Origin of the sequence: Rhizobium sp. NLR22b (genome assembly GCF_019685295.1) — a bacterium.
Classification (GTDB): domain Bacteria; phylum Pseudomonadota; class Alphaproteobacteria; order Rhizobiales; family Rhizobiaceae; genus Rhizobium.
Genome location: NZ_JABDWM010000003.1, coordinates 95079 through 116096, shown reverse-complemented (window position 1 = coordinate 116096; position 21018 = coordinate 95079). Strand labels below are relative to the sequence as shown.

Sequence of the window (21018 nt, the reverse complement as noted above, 5' to 3'; positions counted from 1 at the left end):
ACCTGCTTTTGCTCCCCCTAACATGTGGCTGCTTCGATAGCCCGCTATCGGGGTGTGCGAAAACACGTTGAGGGCGGTTTGCGAGAGATGCGGATCTTTGCTTTCCTGACCGCAGACGAAACTGTTGCGGACAGCGCGCACAGCAGCGCCGCGCGTCCTTCAAGACGCACAAGGGACGCGGCAATACCGGGACTTGTGGCGGCGGCGCGCAATAAATGAAGATCGTCGCACTGTTTTTTCCCAAAGCTTCGATCGGCACCTATCTGGTTGCCATGGCGGTGGCGATCGCGCTGCCGATCTTCGCCTTCGTGGCGCTGCTTCTGCTGCAGTTGGAGGACAACCAGCGCTCGACGCTGAAGCGCGAGACGGCGCAGGACGCGCTTGCCCTTTCGCGCATCATCGATCGCCAGCTTCAGGACATGGCGACGACGCTGCGGCTGCTTTCGAGCTCTCCTGAACTTGAAAACGGCGATCTCGCCTCCTTCCACGAGCGCACGGAAACGGCTCTGCGGAACAATGCGCTCTATGTCCTTGCCGTCGACCGCAATGGCCAGCAACTGCTGAACACGCGCCGGCCTTTCGGCACGCCGCTCGAAAAGACGGCAAACATCGCCGCGCTCGATGCCGCAATGAAATCCGGCCAAATCGAGGCGTCCGATGTTTTTCACGGCAGAACCAGCGGCGAGTGGGTCTACAACGTCACTTTGCCAAGGCAGGGCGATCCTGTCGCCGCCCTCATCATCACCCAGGACGCCAGGGATCTCGGCCGGCTGGTGACGACCCAAGGTCTTGCCCCCGGTTGGTCGGCCGCCGTCATCGATCAAAGCGGCCACGTGGTTGTTGCCGCCGGTCCCGCCGCCCTCAAGCCTGGCACCCCCTTCGATCCGCGCATCCTGCCGGCGCTTAGCTTTTCCCGGGGTGTTTTCGAAGACAAGGCGATCCTGCCGCACATGCTCCTCGGTTACGCACAGATTCCTGGCTGGTCGTGGAAGACGGTGATCTGGGGGCCGGTGGCGCAGGCGTCGATTCTCAGCACCTGGCGTTTCCTCATCATCGGCGGCGTCGCACTCGTGCTCGTCGCGATCCTGGCCGCCTATGCTGTCGCCAGGCAAGTCCGCACCACCATCCGCGAGATTGCCGACATGGCGAACCGCATGGGCGAAGGCCACATCGTCTCGCCCGTTGAAACGAGCGTCATCGAGGCGAACCAGGTGGCGATCGCTCTTTCGAACGCCTCATTCGATCGCAGCCAGACCGAGGACCGGTTGCGCTTCGTCATGCATGAACTCGTCCACCGCACCAAGAACCTTCTCACGCTTGCTCAGGCCATGATGCGCCAGCTTGCCAAACAGGCCGAAAGCGTCGAAACCTTTCAAGCCGCTGTCGCCGACCGCCTGGAGGGGCTGGCGCGTTCGATCGAGCTCCTGACCAGCGAGCAATGGGGAGGCGTGTCGCTAAGGCGCGTTATCGACATCCACCTCCAGGCCTTCCCGCATGCGCGCGAACAGATCGAGGTCAGCGGTGAAGATTTCGTGCTGAAGCCGGATGCAGTGCAGAATCTTGGCCTTGCCCTGCATGAGCTCGCCACCAATTCGGTCAAATATGGCGCGCTTTCCGTCCCGCAGGGCCGCGTCCGCTTCGACTGGCACGATGTCGGGGATCAAGACAAGCCGGATGCCCTGCTCCGCTTCACCTGGGAGGAGCGCGGCGGCCCGCCGGTCACAGAGCCGTCGCGCTCGGGTTTCGGCACGACCGTCATCAAGGCGCACGCCGCCTCGGCCTTCCGCGGTACGGTAGAGATCGATTTCCGGCCAGAAGGCCTGTTATGGGTGCTGACAGCTCAGCGCTCCACGCTGGAGCGGGAATAACTCAGGAACAATCGCAACCTCAACCCGTTTCGAACAGGTCGTTCACAAGGAGAAGGACCATGTTCAAGCAAACGATGACGGCCGCCGTGGCTCTGACGGCGGCCGCCTGGGCAAGCCCGGCGAGCGCGGAAAATTATGTGACGCTTGGCCGCCTGGTCTGCGGATCGGATGGCGGTCAGGGTCTGATCGTCACCTCACAGAAGAACCTCATCTGCACCTATACGCCGGCAGCCGGCGGCGCCAAGGCAGTCTATGCCGGTAAAATCGAGAAGTTCGGCCTCGATATCGGCCAGACGGGCAAGAGCGTGATGATCTGGCAGGTCCTGGCAAAGACCGGCACCGACATGCCACAATTCGCCCTTGCCGGCGAATATTACGGTGTCGGCGCTGATGCGAGCATTGGCGCCGGCGCCGGCGCCAAAGTGATCGCCGGCGGCACCAACAAAGCTTTCATGCTGCAGCCGCTGAATGTCCAGGCCCAGGAAGGGCTGAACCTGGCGATCGGCGTAGAGAAGATGACGCTGGTGCCGGGCGAGATATGAGAAAGCCGCCCCAAAAGGGCGGTTCATCAGCTCAATGCGCGATCGCCTTGTTGATATCCTCGGTCATTTTCTTGGCGTCGCCGAGCAGCATCATCGTGCCGTCCTTGTAGAACAGGGTGTTGTCGATGCCGGCATAACCCGAACCGAGCGAGCGCTTGACGAACAGGCAGGTCTTGGCCCGATCGACGTCGAGGATCGGCATGCCGTAGATCGGCGAGGTCTTGTCGTCACGCGCTGCCGGATTGGTGACGTCATTGGCGCCGATGACATAGGCGACGTCGGCCTGGGCAAATTCCGAATTGATATCCTCGAGCTCGAAGACCTCGTCATAGGGAACATTGGCTTCGGCCAGCAGCACGTTCATATGGCCGGGCATGCGGCCGGCGACCGGGTGGATAGCATATTTCACCTCGACGCCGTTCTTCTTCAGATTGTCGGCAAGTTCGCGCAGCGCATGCTGGGCCTGGGCGACCGCCATGCCGTATCCCGGCACGATGATGACCTTCGAGGCATTCGCCATCAGATAGGCTGCATCCTCAGCCGAGCCGAGCTTGACGGTCTTGTCTGACGTATCGGCCCCACTCGACGCCGTCTCGCCACCGAAGCCGCCGAGAATGACGGAAATGAAGGAGCGGTTCATCCCTTTGCACATGATGTAGGACAGGATGGCGCCTGAGGAACCGACGAGCGCGCCGGTGATGATCAGCGCCAGATTGCCGAGCGTGAAGCCGATGCCGGCCGCAGCCCAGCCTGAATAGGAATTGAGCATCGAGACGACGACGGGCATGTCGGCCCCGCCGATCGGCACGATCAGCAGGACACCGAGCGCCAGCGACAGTGCCACGACCGCCCAGAAGTCGAAGTGGCTTTCGGTCGCGGCAAGGCCGATGATGAAGAGCACGATCAGCGCCAGCAGGGTTGCATTGATCAGGTGCCGGTAGGGCAGCAGGATCGGCTTACCGGACATGCGCCCGTCGAGCTTCAGGAAGGCGATGATCGAGCCGGTGAAAGTCAGCGCCCCAATCGCGACGCCCAGCGCCATCTCGATGCGCGCCTCGGTGTGGATATGGCCGATATCGCCGATGCCGAAGGAGGCGGGCGTATAAAGCGCGGAGGCGGCGACCAGCACGGCGGCAAGGCCGACCAGCGAATGGAAACCGGCAACGAGCTGCGGCATCGAGGTCATGGCGATGGTGCGGGCGACATAGGCGCCGACGCTGCCGCCGATGGCAAGGCCGAGGACGATCAGCACGAAGCCGGCGAAATTGGGCATCGCCAACACCAGCGTCGTCAGGATGGCGATCCCCATGCCGATCATGCCGTAGAGATTGCCCTTGCGGCTGGTGGCGGGGTGCGACAGGCCGCGCAGCGCCAGAATGAAGAGGACGCCGGAAACGAGGTAGAGGAAGGCTGCGATATTGGTCATCGGTCCCTCACCTGTCTTTCTTGCGGTACATCGAAAGCATGCGCTGCGTGACCAGGAAGCCGCCGAAGATGTTGACCGAAACCAGCACCAGGGCGACGAAGCCGAAGCCGGTCGCAAGCCCGCTTGTGGAGATGCCGACCGCCAGCAGCGCGCCGACGACGATGACCGAGGAGATCGCGTTAGTCACCGCCATCAGCGGCGTATGCAGCGCCGGCGTCACCGACCAGACGACGTAATAGCCGACGAAAATCGACAAGACGAAGATCGCCAGCTGAAAGACGAAGGGATCAATTGCCCCGCCCGTTGCCGCACTTGCCGCTTCCGGGGCATGCGCGGCTGCAGTGGCGACGGCCGTCACGGCGTCGTTCAACTGCTGCAGCGCTCTGTCCATCGCTTCGCTGGCCATCATATGTCTCCCTTCTTCGCGCCGCCGAAGGCGGGATGAACCACGTCGCCGGCATAGGTCAGCATCGTTGCCTTGACGAGCTCGTCGTCGAGGTTGACGACGACCGCCTTCATTTCCTTGTTGACCATCGTCTCGAGGAAGGTGACGAGGTTCTTGGCGTAAAGCGCCGAGGCGCTGGCCGCGACCCGGCCCGGCATATTCGCAAAGCCGATCACGCTGACGCCGTCGACGTCGGCGACCTCGCCGGCGACGACACCCTCGATATTGCCGCCGCGCTCGACCGCGAGGTCGACGGCGACCGCACCTGGCTTCATAGAGGAAAGCATGGCGCGCGAGACGAGCCGCGGCGCCGGCCGGCCGGGAATGAGAGCCGTGGTGATGACGATATCCTGCTTGGCGATATGTTCGGCGACGAGCGCCGCCTGCTTCGCCTGATAGTCTGCCGACATTTCCTTGGCATAACCGCCGGCCGTTTCCGCTGCCTTGAACTCCTCGTCCTCGACAGCGATGAATTTGGCGCCGAGCGAGGCAACCTGCTCCTTGGCCGCCGGGCGCACGTCGGTGGCCGAGACCGCAGCACCGAGGCGGCGCGCCGTCGCAATCGCCTGGAGGCCGGCAACGCCGGCGCCCATGACGAAGACCTTGGCGGCCGGCACCGTGCCTGCCGCCGTCATCATCATCGGCATGGCGCGATCATAGACCGCCGCGGCCTCGATGACGGCCTGGTAGCCGGCGAGATTGGCCTGAGAGGAGAGCACGTCCATCGACTGGGCGCGGGTGATGCGCGGCATCAGCTCCATGGCGAAAGCCGAAAGCCCGGCACTTGCGAGTGCGGCAATCGCCTCCTCATTGCCGTAGGGGTCCATGATCGCGATGACGACGGCGCCGCTCTTATAACCCCCGATTTCCGATGGGCTCGGGCGGCGCACCTTCAGCACCACGTCGGCCGAGGCGGCATCGGCAAAACTGCCGATTCTCGCGCCGACGGCCTCGAACTCGGCGTCCGGAATGCGCGACGCCGTACCGGCGCCGGCTTCGACGACGACATCGAAGCCGAAACTTTTCATCTTCTTCACGGTCTCGGCGGAAGCCGCGACTCGCGTCTCTCCGTCCGTGACTTCCTTTGCAACGAAAACAATATTGCCCAACTGCCCCCTCCTCCGGGTCAGCCAGACCGCCGCAGGCTCGCCTGCGCAGGCCAAGCACCTAGAGCAATTCCAGGAAAGTGCGAATCGGTTTTCCGTCCGGAATTGCGTAAATCCAAAATGTTAGAGCGGTTCTGCGCTTCGGTGAAAAGCTGAACCGCTCTAATTCACAAAGCTTCGGAGAAGCCTCCCCTCCCCTTAGAGCGCCGTGCGTCCCCCTCCGGACGCACAAAGACGCTCCAACTCCCTCAGTCGACACGTCGTGTTTGCTGAAAGTCAATTGCGATTTTCAGGCCGATGCGCCAGCCGCGATCAGCGGAACAGGAAGATGCCGGCGGCGAGAAGAACGATGAAGACGAAGAGGCCACCGAGAAGGCCGGCGCCGCCGAAGAAACCGGCGGTCATCGCCAGCAGGAGAACGACGAGAAGCATCGTGCCGTATTTCGTGCCGGCAATGAACATGTTGTAGGTCTGCTCATGTTCCTTGTAATCCATCGGCGCGCCGGTCTCGACCGGTCCGGTATGATGTTCGGCCATAAATATCGTCTCCCTGAAATGCTTTTGCGCTGCCTGATTCCCTCTTACGCCGAGGGAAGTCCCTGCCTGCAGGAATTACACAATGACAGGCGAAAGCGCAATGCATGAGAATGCCGCAGCCGCGGTTCCAAACCACCTTCTTCCGCAAGGAAAAAACGTGAGGGCGTCGGCTGCGGATTTTGTTACCGCTATATGACTTCTCCTCATTCGCAGAGCAGGAGAAATTACAGCGGCAGGTCGGTGCCGAATTCACCTTGCGGCACGAAGCGCGCCGTCGGGATGATGGTAAGCGGCGGCAGCGTATCGTGGGGTGTGCGCGAAAACATCATGCGCTGTTCGCTGGCGCTGGAGATGAAGAAAGGATAGCGCGTCAACAACTTGCGCCCCACCTCCACCACATTCGTCGCCATCAGCGTGACATCAACCCCGTAACTCTCCGCCAGTCGGCCGGGCACGATGGTATCGGCATAGAAGACCCGCTTGTAGAAGGCGGCATGCGGGGGCCGGACGGACTGAATAACGCGGTCAGCCCGGAAATACGCTGCCGCGACGATGGCAGGTCTCAGCGTCAGATAGGGAACCCATGGCATGTTGGCGGTGAGCTCCGGATCGGCTGCGAAACGCGCCGGGTCGATCAAGGTCAGCCCCGCGTCCAAAAGCTCATCCATCGCCTCGGGAAAGGCCTCTCCGGATCGGCTGATACGATGCTCCGGCGTCACATAATGAATTCGGATCGTACTGACCAGTTCGCCATAATAGTAGAGACCGAAGATATAAGCATGGCTGTCGAAATCGACATCGTCCAATAGGCCTTCCGGGGCAAGCGACAGCGCGCCGTGGGCCTTGTAGGCCTTGTAGCGCAGCCGCTCCACCTCCTCCATGTCTTCGCTGCTTTCGACACGGCGATATTCGACGTGATCGAGAATTTCCAAAATTTTCGTACTGAAATCACTACGCGTGAACAGTGTGTCTGACATATTTTGATCCACTCGTTAACGGATCATTAATCATATGCCCGCGAGATTTAGGCAAGGAAATCCGATAATTCGGACCATTTATAAAGTATTAAGGTTAACGGCGGGGGAGTGTGACAAGGAAAATAGGCGGCTGCCGAGTGCTCAGGCGACCTTGTTGCGGCGACGTTGGACGACGCGGCGGCCGACGCCCTGTTGCAGAAGCGGGATGTTCTGGGAAGGCACCGGCTGCGAGAAAACATAGCCCTGCACCAGATCGGTGCTGCGGTGTTTGTTGAGCAATGCGAGCTGCTCTTCGGTCTCAACCCCCTCGATGACGATCTTGAGGCCGAGTTCCCTAGCGAGGTTGACCGTGCCGCGCAAGAGCTTGAGGCGACGGGTATCCTCGACGATATTACGCACGAAAGAGCGGTCGATCTTGACGATATCGAGCGGCAGCGTGTCGAGATAGCTGAGGCTGGAGAAGCCGGTGCCGAAATCGTCGATCGCGATGGTGATGCCGCGGGCTCTGAGTTCCGCCAGGATGGCGCGCACAGCCTGCGGCTCGTCGATCAGGCAGCTTTCGGTGACTTCGAGATGCAGCCGCGCCGCGTCGAGCCCGGAATTGGCAAGCGCGTCGGCGACCACCGACAGAATGTCGGCATCGCGCAAATCCCGTGCCGAGAGGTTGACCGAGACGGCGATGTGCTCCGGCCAGGTCATGCATTCGCTGCAGGCCTTGAACAGCACGAAACGGGTGATGTCGGAGATGATGCCCATATCCTCGGCGAGCCGGATGAAGACATCAGGCGGAATTGAACCCTTCTCCGGATGCACCCAGCGCGCCAGCGCCTCGGCGCATTCGATGCGCGAGCCGTCAGACCGGAACATTGGCTGAAAGACGAGATGCAGCGCCTGCGCCGTGACCGCCTCGCGAAGGTCTGCTTTCAGCTTCTGCTGCTCGATATAGCGCCCGTCCATCTCGCGTTCGAAGCCCGATATACCGCCCCTGAAGCGCGACTTGCTCTCGAACAGCGCAAGATCCGCCTTGACGCTCCATTCGTCCATCGCAAAAGCGGAACTTTCGAGAATGGCGTAACCAGCACTGAGCGAAATGAGGAAGGTCAGTTCATCGACCTCAAAATGGCCTTGGATCGCAGCGTGCACGCGACGGATCTCGAGGTCGAGTGAGGCTGGCTCCTTCGCATGCGGGAAGAACAGGATGAACTGGTCGCCCATCAGCCGGCCGAGGATGGCGTTGCCACAGACCTGTTTGATGCGGGCGGCGATGGCGCAAAGCAGATGGTCGCCGGTGACGTGACCGCGCATGTCGTTGACATGTTTGAACTCGTCGATATCGAGCACCATAAAGCCAAGCGGCCCCGATTTCCTCGGATGTTTGGCGAGATACTCCTGCACCAGCTGGCCGAAATATTCGCGGTTCGGCAGGCCGGTCAGCGCATCGAAGCGGACCATGTGCATGATCTTCTGCTCGGCTTTCACACGGCTGGATACGTCTTCGAAGATCAGCACTGCGCCGCCGTCAGCCCTGCGGCTGGCGGAGAATTCGAGCGACAGGCTCTCGGGAAAATGAATGAGCGTGCGCGACAGGTTGCCTTCGGCCACCTGGGTGAGCTGGCGCAGAATGAGCTCCGGCTGTGAGGCGTCCATGAAGCTGTAGCGTGCGCCATAGCGCAGCACGGCGCCAAGATCGCGGTCCTTCAACCGCTCCGGCGCGCCGATTTTCAACAGTTCGCAGGCCTTGCGGTTGACGACCTGGATGCGGTTTTCGGCATCGACCATCACGAGGCCATGCGGCATGTTGTTGAGCGCCGTGTCGAAACGGTCGGCGATGATGGTGATTTCCCGGCGCGCGATAACATTCTCATACAGAAACTCGCGCACGCCGTTCGCCATCGCCCGCGTCGTCAGCCAGAACGGGATGAGAAAGATCGACAGCACGCCGCGATAGAAGTCCAGCGCCAGCAGGCTGCCGACGATCATCGGCAGGCAGCAGAAGGCCGTCTGGAGGTCGACCGCGAAACGCGAGCCGTAGTTGCGCCCGACAACGGAAACCATGGTCGCCATGGTGACGGAAATGCAGGCAAGCTCCGCAAAGGAATCGTGCACGACGAAGATAGCGTAGCCGCTGGCGATGCCGAGGAGTGCGGTGGTGCAGGATCCGGAGGCAACAAGAATCCTCTCCCAACGTTCGATCCCGGCGCGCGACAGGCTCTGCTTGTCGACACGATCGAACTGTCGGAAGATGGCCATGCGAGCGCTGAAGACCAGAAGGAAGGCGACCGACAGCAGGATGTAGATGGAGTACTGTGTCTTGGCAGCCACTGCAAGGCACGTGGCGACATGGACGATCACGCCGACAAGAAGCGTCATGCGGTTCCCGGAAAGGGAGCTCACAAACGACAAATACACATCAATAGGGACCCTGTTCGGGTTATCTGGCTTCATCCACACTTTCCCTGTGCGCGGGGATTCTAAGCCCAACCCTTTAAAAATTGATTTCAATCGAATCAAACATTTGGTCAAATTTTCTAAAACCAACGGATGAACACCACAGCTTACGCGAGATAATGCATCCTCCTGGCGAGAACTGGAAAATAATTTATCCACGCCTGGGTTGTTAAAACATCGGCGAACCATACAGACCGCCCGTTGCGACTTAGACTATGCTCTAACGCGAAGCATTTATCCTTCCAATTTCAAAAGCCGTGGTCTACACCGATTCCAAAGAGGGAAAGCTGCCGAAAAATGGCAGGACAAGAACAAGGGAAACGAATGTCGAGACTTCTGGCGGCAAGCCGGCTGATTGATTCGGTCAGTCGGATCATGGGCAAACTTTCCGAATATATGGTCCTGTTCTGCTGTCTCATCAGCGCCGGTAATGCCATCGTCCGCTACACCTTCAACTACAGTTCGAACGGTTGGCTTGAGATCCAGTGGTACCTCTTCGCCTTCGTCGTCATGCTCGGCGCCTCGCATGCGCTGCGCAACAATGAGCACGTTCGTGTTGACCTGATTTATGGCGCAGTGTCCGACAAGGCGAAGATCTGGATCGACATCGTCGGCCTCATCCTGTTCCTCATTCCCGTCTGCGTGTTCCTCACCTGGCTCTGCTGGCCTTTCTTCGCGCTTTCCTATCGGCATGGAGAAATATCGGGCAATGCCGGTGGGCTGATCCGCTGGCCCGTCAAGCTGATCCTCGTCGCCGGCTTCGCGCTGCTTTCCCTCCAGGGCGTTTCCGAGCTGATCAAACGGATCGCGGCGCTGAGCGGCCACATCAGCATCGACACCAAATACGAAAAGCCGCTGCAGTAGCGCTCCCGGGAGGAACGGATTTGTTTGATTTCGGCATCATTCCGCCGGCCATGTTCCTGGGCATGGTCATCTTCATGCTCTATGGCTTTCCGGTCGCCTTTTCACTCGCCGCCGTCGGCCTGTTCTTCGGCATCATCGGCATCGTCACCGGTCATTTCAGCGAAGCCTTTCTGCAAGCGCTGCCGCTGCGCTTTTTCGGCATCGTCTCCAACGACCTCTTGCTCGCCATTCCCTTCTTCACCTTCATGGGGGCGATATTAGAACGCTGCGGCCTTGCCGAGGATCTGCTCGAAGGCACCGGCAAGCTCTTCGGCGGCGTTCCTGGCGGCCTCGCCTATGCGGTCATCCTCGTCGGCGCCGTGCTCGGCGCCATCACCGGCACGGTAGCCGCCTCCGTCATTACCATGGGGGTGATCTCGCTGCCGATCATGCTGCGTTATGGCTACAGCCCGCGCCTTGCCACCGGCGTCATTGCCGCTTCGGGTACAATCACCCAGGTGATCCCGCCCTCGCTCGTGCTCGTCGTCCTCGCCGACCAGCTCGGCAGATCGGTCGGCGACATGTATCTCGGCGCCATCGGCCCCTCGATCCTGCAGGTGACGATTTTCGTGCTCTTCATCCTGGTGATGTCGATCATCCAGCCGAAATCGATGCCGCCGCTGCCGAAAGAGGTGCGCGGTGACTTCAACTGGGCGCTTTTAGCGAGGGTGCTGATGGGCATGGTGCCCTCGATCGTGCTGATCTTTCTCGTGCTCGGTACGATCTTCATGGGTCTTGCGACGCCGACGGAAGCCGGCGCGCTCGGCGTCGTCGGCGCCATGGCCCTGGCAGCCATGAACCGCCGTCTTACCTGGCCGCTGATCCGCGAAGCAATGACATCGACCACCCATATTACGTCGATGGTGGTGATGATCCTGATCGGCTCCACCTGCTTCAGCCTGGTCTTCCAGGGCATGGATGGTTCGCGCTGGATCGAGCACATGCTGTCGGGGATTCCCGGCGGCCCGGTCGGTTTCCTGATCTTCGTCAACATCTTCATCTTCGTGCTCGCCTTCTTTCTCGATTTCTTCGAGATTGCCTTCATCGTCATCCCGATGCTCGCCCCCGTAGCCTCCAGTCTTGGGATCGACCTGATCTGGTTCGGCGTGCTGATCTGCGTCAACATGCAGACCAGCTTCATGCATCCGCCCTTCGGCTTTGCGCTCTTCTACCTCCGCTCGATCGCCAGCAAGGACGTCAAGACCTCGGATATCTACATGGGCGCCCTTCCCTGGGTCGGCATGCAGATCATCCTCGTGGCGATCGTGATTTTCTGGCCGCAGTCGGTCACCTACTGGCTGGATCATGGCCCCAAGGTCGATCCGAACTCGATCAAGATCGAAGTCCCCGGCTTCGGCGGCCAGCTCGGCCTGCCCCCGGTGGGCGGCGGGGGCAACGGCTCGCCGCAGATTCCGGGCCTGACCCTGCCGCCGCTGAACGGCCTGCCGGGCGCCCCGCCGGCGCCAGCCAAATAGCCAAACAAAAACAAACCCCGGATCAATGATCCGGGGTTTTTCTTGCATTCGCCTAAAGCGTCGATGTCGGTCGTGGAAAGCCTAAAGCTTCCCGGCCCGCTGCTGGATCATCATGAATGTATCGAAGGTGTATTCCGAAAGCTGCATCCAGAGATAGGCGTCGCGCTTGAAGGCGGTCTGGTCCTCGTAGATCTTCTTGAAATACTGGTTGTTGGCCGAAATTTCGCCGTAGATGCCCATTGCCGCCTGGAAGCAGGCTTCCATGATCTCCTGGCTGAAGGGGCGCAACGTCGCACCCTCCGCAACGAGCTGTTTCAGCGCCGTCGGATTCTTCATGTCGTATTTCGCCAGCATGTTGGTGTTGGCGAAGGCGCAGGCGTCGGCGAGCGCTGCCTGATAGTGCTTCGGCAGGTTGCTCCACTTTTCCAGGTTGAAGAAGGCGTGCACCGTCGGGCCACCTTCCCACCAGCCCGGGTAATAGTAGTATTTCGCCACCTTGTGGAAGCCGAGCTTCAGGTCGTCATAGGGACCGACGAACTCGGCCGCATCGATCGTGCCCTTTTCGAGCGCCGGGTAGATGTCGCCGCCGGCGATCTGCTGCGGGACGACGCCGACTTTCTCCATGATGCGTCCGGCAAGGCCGGCAATGCGCATCTTCACACCCTTCAGATCGTCAAGCGTATTGATCTCCTTGCGGAACCAGCCGCCCATCTGCGCGCCGGTATTGCCGGCCGGCAGGGCATACATGCCCTGTGTGGCGTAGAACTCGTTCATCAGCGTATTGCCATTGCCCTCGTAGAACCAGGCATTGGTCAGGCGGCTGTTCAATCCAAACGGGATGGCTGTTCCGAAGGCATAGGCCGGATCCTTGCCGACGAAATAATAGGAGGTGGTGTGTGCTGCCTCGACGGTCCCTGCGGCCACCGCATCGACAGCCTGCAGGCCCGGCACGACTTCACCGGCCGCGAAAGGCTGGATCGTGAAATTACCGTCGGTGGCGGCGGCAACATGCTTGGCGATGTCTTCCGCACCGCCATAGATCGTGTCCAGGCTCTTCGGAAAGGATGACGTCATACGCCATGCGATCTTCGGATTCTCCTGCGCGATCGCAGGCGCTGCCAGCGCCGTTGCGGCAACCGCTCCGGCGCCGGCGGTTCCCGCCTTCTTGAAAAACGAACGACGATCCATCAAAAAACCTCCCGTATAGATGGCACTGCGCGGCCAATCCATCCCTACCCGCAGCGAGGGCAGAGCTAAGCATGGAGGGGGCCGCGATTCAAGCTTTAGTCTATTAGCCTTTGGCATCAGGATAGCAATAGGGAGCGCGCGCGGCGCCCATCAAAATCAGCAGCTTAGCGCGGGCGCCGGAACCGCGACGCCGTTTGCGGCGCAATTGGTCGTCGGACAAAGCCAGGCGTTGACTTCACGACCGTTCTGGCGGCAAAAACGACGAGCAGAAGATTTTACCGGTGCAAAGATGACGAAACCGATCATTGCCATTCCTGCCGATATCCGCAGCTTCGACGGCGCGACCTGGCATGCCGTACAGCATCAATATCTCAGTGCCGCATTGAATGCGGCCGGCGTCATGGCCTTCGTGATCCCCGCCTTCGAGGCAGGCTATGATCCCGACGTGGTGCTCGACCGCGTCGATGGTCTGCTGGTATCAGGCTCGGCCAGCAATGTGCATCCCTCGCTTTACGGCGCCGAGGCGACCGACCGGGACGGCCCCTTCGACCCGGCGCGCGACGCCACCAGCCTGCCGCTCATTCGCCGCGCCATCGACCGCGCCATCCCACTGCTTGCCATCTGCCGCGGCATTCAGGAACTGAACGTCGCTCTCGGCGGCTCGCTGGCAAGCGAGATCCATGAGCAGCCCGGCATCTGGGACCATCGCCGGCCGGAGGGCGTCGACCGTGACGGCATGTATGCCATCCGCCAGACCGTCCATGTCAAGGAAGGCTCCTGCATATCAGGCATTCTCGGCCCGGGCGATATCCGCGTGAATTCGCTGCATCGCCAGGCGATCGCCAGAACCGCACCGCGCCTGCAGGTGGAAGCCACCGCCGAAGACGGCACGGTGGAGGCAGTATCCGTTATCGATGCCCGGGCCTTCGCCGTCGGCGTACAATGGCATCCGGAATATTGGGCCGAAACCGACAAGGCGTCGAACAAGCTGTTTGCCGCCTTCGGCGACGCCGTCCGCAGCTACGCCGCCAGAAAACTGGCGGTTGTCGCCGCGCAGGCGATCGCCTAGCGCATCGGCCAACCGTCGGTGCCGATTTCCGGAAAGCACGAGCGTCCTTTGTGCGTCCTCAAGCACGCATGGTATCTCTGAGGCAGCCGAACTCAGTCTCGCTTCGCCTTTTGCGGTGTCTCCGGCACCGGCGTCAGCGCCGCCCCCTCCTCGAACCAGGCGACGAGATTGTCGGCGACCAGATCGGCCATTGCCATGCGCGTGGGCGCGGAGGCCGAAGCAACGTGCGGCAGCAGCACGGCATTGGCCGCTTCCAGCAGGCCGGATGGGACGCTCGGCTCTTCGTAAAAGACGTCGAGGCCGGCCGCACCGAGCGCGCCTGATGCGAGGGCGGCACTCAGCGCCTCTTCGTCAACCGTCCAGCCGCGGCCGACATTGACGAGAATTCCGTTCGGACCGAGAGCGGCCAGGATATCGGCATCGATCGTCTTATGCGTCTGCGGCGTTTTCGGAACGATGGCGATCAGCGTGTCCACCGCCTCCGCCAATCCCTTCAACGTCGGGTGATAATCATACGGTGCATCCGGATGGCGCGAACGCGTGTGATAACTGATCTTCACCTTGAACGGCTCCAGCCGTTTAGCGATCTCGACGCCGATGCGGCCAAGGCCGTAGAGCCCGACATGACGGCCCTTGAGCGAAAAGCGTGACAGCGGATAAGCCGTGCCCGGCTTCCAATTGCCCTGACGCAGCCAGGCTTCGGCCCGCGGCAGCTCGCGAATGGTGTTCAGGAGCAGGCCGATCGCCGTATCAGCAACCTCGTCGTTCAGAACGTCTGGCGTATTGGTGACGACGATACCCTTTTCCGCCGCACGCTTCACATCGATGCCGTCATAACCGACGCCGAAACTGGCGATCACCTCGACGTCAGGCAACTGGTCCATCCAGGCGCCGGGAAAAGCGCCGGAGACGGCGACGCCGCGGATGCGGCCGGCGGTGTCGCTGTCGAGCGCTAGCTTTTCCTCGCGGGTGACAGCGATGATCTCAAAACGATCCTTCAGCCTTTCGAGAACACGCTCGTGTATCTTCCCAGGAACGAGAATGGCGATGCGGGACATGGCTTTTCCTCTTGGACGGGGGCTGGTTCAGGCGCGGGGCCGATGGGGACTGGTCGACTGGCGGATGCGCATTTCCGGCTTGATGAGATGCATGCCATCCGGTTCGTGGCTGCCGGCAAGACGATCGAGAAGCGCGCGCGCAGCCAGGCGGCCGACTTCGGTCTGGCCGTTCCAGACGGTTGTCAGCGCCGGCGTGGCGATCGAGGCCTCCTCGAGATCGTCATAACCGGTAACGGAAATATCCCGGCCCGGCACCAGGCCGGCGCGGGCAATGCCGTTCATCAGACCAATCGCGACGAGGTCGTTCCAGCAGACGGCCGCCGTCGGTTTCTGCGGCAGCGAGAGGAAATGTACCGCCGCCTCGAAACCGCCCTGCTTCGAGCGGGGCCCGGGAATGCGCAGGTTCGGATCGACTTCGATGCCCGCCTTGCGCAGGGCATTGACATAGCCCTGGTAGCGGTCGCGGCCGGTGGATGTCTGGTCCGTACCGCCGATCATGGCGATTGAGCGGTGACCGAGACCGATCAGGTGGTTGGTGGCGAGCGAGATGCCATAGCTGTCGTCACCGCGATAGGTCGGCAGCTCCAGACCGTCCATCGAGCGGGCGACCAGGATCGCCGGCATGCCGTTCTCTTCCGCCAGTTGCAGATCTTCCGGCGGCGTACCGATTGCTGGAGACATGATGACGCCGTCGCCGCCGAGCTGCAGCAGCGTCTCGATGAAGGTGCGCTGCTTTTCGACATTGTCGTAATGGTTGGAAAGAATGAAGGTGTGACGGCTGCGATCGAGCTCGCTTTCGATCGCCTTCAGAATCTCCCCGTAAAATGGGTTCATGATATCGTGGACGACGACGCCGATGATGCCCGAGCGCGAGGTGCGCAGGCTGGCGGCGCGGCGATTGTAGATATAGCCGAGCGCGCGCGCCTGCTCCTTGATCTTCTCCCGCGTATTGCCGGCGACGAGCGGACTGTCGCGCAAGGCGAGCGACACGGTCGCCGTTGAGATGCCGAGCGTCTCGGCGATTGTCGAAAGCTTGATCTTCTGGACCACGTGTCCTCCTCCAGGCAGCACGCAAGGCAGCAAGAGACCACGCCGGAAACGGCGCCGCCCTTAAAATGTTTAATTAAAAGATTTAACCGGCGGAGGCAATTCGTCTTTCAGGGGAAATTTCAGTCTTCGTCCGGCTCTTCGATGGCCTGCGCTTCGGCCTGCAGATTGGCGTCGATCGCCTTCAGCAGACGAACCAGATTGCGGATTTCCTTTTCTGAAAATTCCTGCGTCGCCAGCCTGTCGCAGGCCGAGGCCGCCATCTCGATCGCCCGCACGCTGTCACGGCCCAGCGCAGTGAGATAGACCTTGGTGAGGCGTGCATCCTCGGCATCGGGCTTGCGCTCGAGAAACCCCTGCGCCTCCATGCGACCGATTGTGCGCGTCATCGTCGGCGCTTTCACGCCGAGCTTTTGCGCAAGACCGCCCGCTGTCATGCCGTCGCTCTCGGCAAGCGAGAGAATGACGCCGTCCTGGCCGGCATAGAGACCGCTTTCGAACAGGTTGCGCGAGAGCACCGTGCGCATGGAACGGGCCGCCTGGGTGAGCGCCGGAGAAAGATCGACGAGCGTGTACTCCGTCTGGTCCTTCTTCTTGGACTTGCTCTTCTTGCCGTCCTTATGCTTCTTTCCCATAGCCATCCCTTTGATCTTTAAGCCCCGACGCCACTGCGCTATGACATTGCCCATGATCTCGTCATAAACAAGAGGCAACGACCGGATGATGACGCCTTCGCCCCGTTTCGAGGACAGCGGCTCGGTCTGCGCCCCTGCCGGGCGCCATCCGATCGCCGTACTGCCGCTTGGCGCCCACGAGCAGCACGGCCCTCACTTGCCCTTCGAAACGGACACGCTGATTGCCGAAGGCATCGCCGGACGATTGAAGATGGCCCTGCCCGCCGGCCTACCCGTTACCTTCCTGCCCGCCGAATCGGTCGGATATTCCATAGAGCATATGGATGTTGAAGGAACGAAGACGCTCGCCTTCGAAGAAGCGGTCAACCGCTGGCTCGGCATTGCCGAAGGGTTGGCGAAGAGAGACATTCGCAAATTCGTGATGCTGAACGCCCATGGCGGCAATTCGCCTCTGATATCAGTCGTCGCGACCGAGGCGCGGGTCCGCTTTGCCATGCTGGCGGTAGCGACGAGCTGGACCCGCTTCGGCCTGCCGGATGGCGTGATCCCACTGGCAGAAAAGGCGATCGGCATCCATGGCGGCGATATCGAGACCTCGGTGATGCTGGCGCTTCACCCCGACAAGGTAGACATGGCAAAGGCTGAGGATTTTCCCTCGCGGCAGACGGAATTCGCCACCCGCTTCAAGCACCTGCGCGCCTACGGCCCGCATGCCTTCGGCTGGAAGATGTCGGATATCAATGAACAAGGCGTGGCGGGCAATGCCGCGGCTGCGACGGCTGAAAAGGGCGAGGCGCTGATTGCCCATGCGGTGAAGGGGTTGGTGGAATTGTTGGAGGATGTCGATGCCTTCGACGTCAGCGCACTGAGTTGAAGAGGGATCATCCGCATCGGCCGGCAACGTGATCTTATAACATATAAAATCCTTTGAACTGCCGTGCCCATGCCATTATATGAGACCAACCGTTCAAGCGGCCGATCCCTAGCCGCTCGGCCGTACGCCTAATTTAGAGGTTCTCATGACCGACGCGATCTCCACCCAGAAGCCTATTCCCGTCACTGTGCTCACCGGTTATCTCGGTGCGGGAAAGACGACCTTGCTCAACCGCATCCTCTCCGAAAACCACGGCAAGAAATACGCGGTCATCGTCAACGAGTTCGGCGAAATCGGCATCGACAACGACCTGATCGTCGAGTCGGATGAAGAAATCTACGAGATGAACAACGGCTGCGTCTGTTGCACGGTGCGCGGCGACCTGATCCGTGTCGTCGAGGGCCTGATGCGCCGCCCCGGCCGTTTCGACGGCATCATCGTCGAGACGACAGGTCTCGCCGATCCGGTACCGGTCGCCCAGACCTTCTTCATGGACGACGACGTTCGCGCCAAGACCGAGCTCGACGCCGTCATCGCCCTCGTCGACGCCAAGCACCTGCCGCTGCGCCTGAAGGACAGCCGTGAGGCCGAAGACCAGATCGCCTTCGCCGACGTCGTCGTCATCAACAAGAGCGACCTCGTTACCCCGGAAGAGCTCGATGTGATCGAAGACATCGTCCGCGCCATCAACCCGGCCGCCCGCGTCTACAAGACCAGCCGCTCCGGCGTCGATCTCGCCCGCGTGCTCGATCAGGGCGCCTTCAACCTGGAGCGCGCGCTCGAAAACGATCCGCATTTCCTGGAACACGGCCATGACGACCACGTCTGCGGCCCGGATTGCGATCATGATCACGACCACCACCATCACGATCATGGCCATGATCACGACCATCACCATCATGGTGCGATGTCGGCGATCCATGATGTGACGGTGCAGTCGGTGTCGCTGCGCGGCGGCGAGATGAATCCGGAGCGCTTCTTCCCGTGGATTCAGAAAGTCACCCAGGTGCAAGGCCCGAACATTCTTCGCCTCAAGGGCATCATCGCATTCAAGGACGATCCCCAGCGTTACGTCGTCCAGGGCGTACACATGATCATCGAGGGTGATCACCAGCGTCCGTGGAAGGATGGCGAGAAGCATGAAAGCCGTCTCGTCTTCATCGGCCGCGATCTCGACCGCGAAAAACTCGAGGCTTCCTTCAAGGCCTGCGAGGCAGCCGCCTGATGCCGACAGTTGCGCCGCTTGATCTCGACGGCCACGTTCTGGCCGTCGAATTTTTGGGTGATGTCCCCTTCTTCGCAAGCGCAAACGGTACGTTTCACCGGCTGGATGGCGGCGAGAAGGTTTCAGAGGCCCATCAGGGCATGCTCACCGCGATCCGCGATCCCTACAGCGAAAGCCTGATCTCCGGCGGCGAGGATGGCAAGGTCCTGCGCATCGCCGCCGACGGCAGCGTCAGCGAGCTCGCGACCGCGCCGCGCAAGTGGATTTCTCAGGTCGCGGCCGGCCCGCAAGGCGCCATCGCCTATTCCTACGGCAAGAGTTCGCTCGTGCGTCTTGCCGACGGCACGACCAAGGAATTCGCTGAGGAGCGCACCGTCGAAGGAATCGCCTTCGCGCCGAAGGGTCTGCGCATCGCCGCCGCCCGTTACAATGGCGTGTCGCTCCACTGGGTCGGCATGAACGCCAAACCGGTCGATCTCGAATGGAAGGGTGCGCATACCGGCGTGACCTTCTCGCCTGACGGCAATTTCCTCGTCACCTCGATGCAGGAAAACGCCTTGCATGGCTGGAAGCTCGACAGCAAACCCGGCGCGGAAGCCCGGCACATGCGCATGACCGGCTACCCCTCCAAGGTGAAATCCCTCTCCTGGTCGGTCAAGGGCAAATGGCTCGCCTCCTCGGGCGCGCCGGCGGCCATCGTCTGGCCGTTCCAGGGCAAGGACGGGCCGATGGGAAAGGCGCCGCTGGAGCTCGGCACTCGCGCCAACATCATGGCGACGTCGGTGAAGTTCCATCCGCTGGAGGATATCCTTGCCATCGGCTTCGTCGATGGGATGATCCTGGCTGTGCGCATCGCCGACAGCAAGGAAGCGCTGCTTCGCCGCCCCGGCAAGGGCGCGATCACGGCGATGAGCTGGAGCAGGGACGGCAAGCTGCTTGCGTTCGCCTCGGAAGCCGGCGATTGCGGTGTCGTCGACATTTCGGCATGAGGCTGCGTTACCCGCAATGGCCGATGCCTTGACGGAACCTAAAATCGTCGCACTTGGCGCCGACCAACTACGAGCGGCGGTAAGGATTCGGCCTGTCACTCTGTGGGAGCCGCTGCCCGCTGCAGACGCCTGGGAAAGAAGAGCCTGACGTGCTCTTTCATTCGCGCGCCGGCTTCCGAAGCCGACGCCTGCCTGAACGAACTGGCTAGAAGATCGGATGCCAAGGCTTTAGAATATCGGGCTTGCCACTGTCTTGGCCAGAGGAAACATAAAAATCCGCGCAGCGATCACCTGGGCGTGACGGACGGAGGAAACGCCAATGCCGGAGTCGACCGGCCTCGGTTTGGCCGAGCCACAGGCTCAGTCCCTCGATAGCGTATCCGCCGTCTGGGCCGTGATCCGCGCCGAGGCGAACGAGCTTGCGACGCGCGAGCCGATATTGCGGCGGCTGCTTGCCGAGCAGGTGACGGACGCTGCCGGCAGCCATGAGATCCTCGCCCGCGTGCTAGCCGCGCGGCTCGCGGTGGCGCAAGTTGAAACAGGCGATCTGTTCGATCTCATCCTGTCTGCGCTTGATGACGACATCATGCGGAAAGTCGAGGCCGATCTCGCCGCCGTACGCGAGCGCGACCCGGCCTGCACGACGTTTCTGCACGCGCTTCTGAACCTCAAAGGCTTCCATGCGCTGCAGACCCATCGCATCGCCCATGCGCTCTGGAACGGCGGCCGCCCGGAGATTGCCACCTGGCTCGCCAATCTGGCCTCGCTGGTCTTCGGCCCCGATATCCATCCGGCAGCACGGATCGGCGCCGCCATCATGCTCGACCATGGCTCGGGCATCGTCATCGGTGAAACGGCTGTCATCGAGGACGAAGTGTCGATCCTCCAGAACGTCACGCTAGGCGGCACCGGCAAAGAGACGGGCGACCGTCATCCGAAGATCCGCCACGGCGTGATGATCGGCGCCGGCGCCAAGATACTCGGCAATATCGAAATCGGCGCCTTCAGCAAAATCGCCGCCGGCAGCGTCGTGCTGAAGCCGGTTCCCGAACATTGCACGGTCGCCGGCGTGCCGGCCGCTGTCGTTCGTATCCATCGCGGCGATGAGATCCCGGCCGAGACGATGGATCAGAATATTTAGCGCAAATCCTCCGATCGATGAATCGATTGCGATGTGACGACGGAGCTCGAATGCCGGCGGAGACG

19 protein-coding genes are annotated in these 21018 nt (G+C 61.4%); 9 read left to right on the top strand and 10 right to left on the bottom strand.

Features of this window, described 5'->3' with window-relative positions; translation table 11 throughout:
- The first annotated feature begins 215 nt into the window (after positions 1 to 215).
- Both HJC00_RS06700 and HJC00_RS06695 read left to right on the top strand, forming a co-directional pair.
- On the top strand, positions 216 to 1868 hold the full coding sequence (locus HJC00_RS06700) for a sensor histidine kinase (protein ID WP_221146393.1): 1653 nt from the start codon (positions 216 to 218) through the stop codon (positions 1866 to 1868).
- Between the two features lie 59 nt (positions 1869 to 1927).
- Entirely contained in the window at positions 1928 to 2410 is a 483-nt protein-coding gene (locus HJC00_RS06695) for a DUF992 domain-containing protein (RefSeq protein WP_210629819.1), read from the top strand.
- Between the two features lie 31 nt (positions 2411 to 2441).
- Here HJC00_RS06695 and HJC00_RS06690 read toward each other — a convergent pair whose 3' ends face one another.
- The 6 genes from HJC00_RS06690 to HJC00_RS06665 form a co-directional block, all read right to left on the bottom strand.
- Positions 2442 to 3836: an NAD(P)(+) transhydrogenase (Re/Si-specific) subunit beta gene (locus HJC00_RS06690; RefSeq protein ID WP_210629818.1), complete on the bottom strand. Its 1395-nt coding sequence runs from the start codon at positions 3834 to 3836 to the stop codon at positions 2442 to 2444.
- A 7-nt stretch (positions 3837 to 3843) separates the two neighbouring features.
- Positions 3844 to 4242, bottom strand: a complete 399-nt coding sequence (locus tag HJC00_RS06685) for a proton-translocating transhydrogenase family protein (protein ID WP_003582338.1) — start codon at positions 4240 to 4242, stop codon at positions 3844 to 3846.
- Complete coding sequence (locus tag HJC00_RS06680; protein ID WP_221163791.1) at positions 4242 to 5390, bottom strand: Re/Si-specific NAD(P)(+) transhydrogenase subunit alpha; 1149 nt, start codon at positions 5388 to 5390, stop codon at positions 4242 to 4244. Before HJC00_RS06680 ends, HJC00_RS06685 begins: the two co-directional genes overlap by 1 nt.
- 309 nt (positions 5391 to 5699) lie before the next feature.
- A complete protein-coding gene (locus tag HJC00_RS06675) occupies positions 5700 to 5924 on the bottom strand; it encodes an aa3-type cytochrome c oxidase subunit IV (RefSeq protein WP_011426827.1) in 225 nt (74 codons plus the stop codon).
- A gap of 224 nt (positions 5925 to 6148) precedes the next feature.
- A complete protein-coding gene (locus HJC00_RS06670) occupies positions 6149 to 6901 on the bottom strand; it encodes an N-acyl amino acid synthase FeeM domain-containing protein (protein ID WP_210629816.1) in 753 nt (250 codons plus the stop codon).
- A gap of 141 nt (positions 6902 to 7042) precedes the next feature.
- On the bottom strand, positions 7043 to 9346 hold the full coding sequence (locus HJC00_RS06665) for a bifunctional diguanylate cyclase/phosphodiesterase (protein WP_221163790.1): 2304 nt from the start codon (positions 9344 to 9346) through the stop codon (positions 7043 to 7045).
- Positions 9347 to 9673: 327 nt separating this feature from the next.
- Here HJC00_RS06665 and HJC00_RS06660 point away from each other — a divergent pair, with 327 nt between their 5' ends.
- On the top strand, positions 9674 to 10213 hold the full coding sequence (locus tag HJC00_RS06660; protein ID WP_221163789.1) for a TRAP transporter small permease subunit: 540 nt from the start codon (positions 9674 to 9676) through the stop codon (positions 10211 to 10213).
- A 20-nt stretch (positions 10214 to 10233) separates the two neighbouring features.
- A complete protein-coding gene (locus HJC00_RS06655; protein ID WP_221146390.1) occupies positions 10234 to 11727 on the top strand; it encodes a TRAP transporter large permease subunit in 1494 nt (497 codons plus the stop codon).
- Between the two features lie 81 nt (positions 11728 to 11808).
- On the opposite strand, the gene HJC00_RS06650 is transcribed toward HJC00_RS06655, so the two are convergent.
- The gene (locus HJC00_RS06650; RefSeq protein WP_210629812.1) at positions 11809 to 12915 is read right to left on the bottom strand and encodes a TRAP transporter substrate-binding protein; all 1107 of its coding nucleotides are present in this window, start codon (positions 12913 to 12915) and stop codon (positions 11809 to 11811) included.
- A gap of 289 nt (positions 12916 to 13204) precedes the next feature.
- On the opposite strand from HJC00_RS06650, the gene HJC00_RS06645 reads away from it, so the two are divergent.
- Positions 13205 to 13984, top strand: a complete 780-nt coding sequence (locus HJC00_RS06645; RefSeq protein ID WP_221163788.1) for a gamma-glutamyl-gamma-aminobutyrate hydrolase family protein — start codon at positions 13205 to 13207, stop codon at positions 13982 to 13984.
- 92 nt (positions 13985 to 14076) lie between these two features.
- Here the strand turns inward: HJC00_RS06645 and HJC00_RS06640 are convergent, their stop codons facing one another.
- The 3 genes from HJC00_RS06640 to HJC00_RS06630 form a co-directional block, all read right to left on the bottom strand.
- On the bottom strand, positions 14077 to 15042 hold the full coding sequence (locus HJC00_RS06640; protein ID WP_221163787.1) for a 2-hydroxyacid dehydrogenase: 966 nt from the start codon (positions 15040 to 15042) through the stop codon (positions 14077 to 14079).
- A 27-nt stretch (positions 15043 to 15069) separates the two neighbouring features.
- On the bottom strand, positions 15070 to 16092 hold the full coding sequence (locus HJC00_RS06635) for a LacI family DNA-binding transcriptional regulator (protein WP_020922290.1): 1023 nt from the start codon (positions 16090 to 16092) through the stop codon (positions 15070 to 15072).
- Between the two features lie 119 nt (positions 16093 to 16211).
- A complete protein-coding gene (locus HJC00_RS06630; protein ID WP_210629809.1) occupies positions 16212 to 16724 on the bottom strand; it encodes a MarR family winged helix-turn-helix transcriptional regulator in 513 nt (170 codons plus the stop codon).
- Between the two features lie 85 nt (positions 16725 to 16809).
- Between HJC00_RS06630 and HJC00_RS06625 the strand changes: the two genes are divergently transcribed.
- The 4 genes from HJC00_RS06625 (at position 16810) to cysE (ending at position 20953) form a co-directional block, all read left to right on the top strand.
- On the top strand, positions 16810 to 17598 hold the full coding sequence (locus tag HJC00_RS06625) for a creatininase family protein (RefSeq protein ID WP_210629808.1): 789 nt from the start codon (positions 16810 to 16812) through the stop codon (positions 17596 to 17598).
- 145 nt (positions 17599 to 17743) lie between these two features.
- Positions 17744 to 18823, top strand: a complete 1080-nt coding sequence (locus HJC00_RS06620; RefSeq protein WP_221146387.1) for a GTP-binding protein — start codon at positions 17744 to 17746, stop codon at positions 18821 to 18823.
- A complete protein-coding gene (locus tag HJC00_RS06615; protein WP_221163786.1) occupies positions 18823 to 19812 on the top strand; it encodes a WD40 repeat domain-containing protein in 990 nt (329 codons plus the stop codon). The genes HJC00_RS06620 and HJC00_RS06615 overlap by 1 nt, the downstream gene beginning before the upstream one ends.
- A 319-nt stretch (positions 19813 to 20131) precedes the next feature.
- Positions 20132 to 20953 (top strand): serine O-acetyltransferase, encoded by an 822-nt coding sequence (gene cysE / locus HJC00_RS06610; RefSeq protein WP_221154516.1) that lies wholly within the window; start codon positions 20132 to 20134, stop codon positions 20951 to 20953.
- The last annotated feature ends 65 nt before the right edge of the window (positions 20954 to 21018 follow it).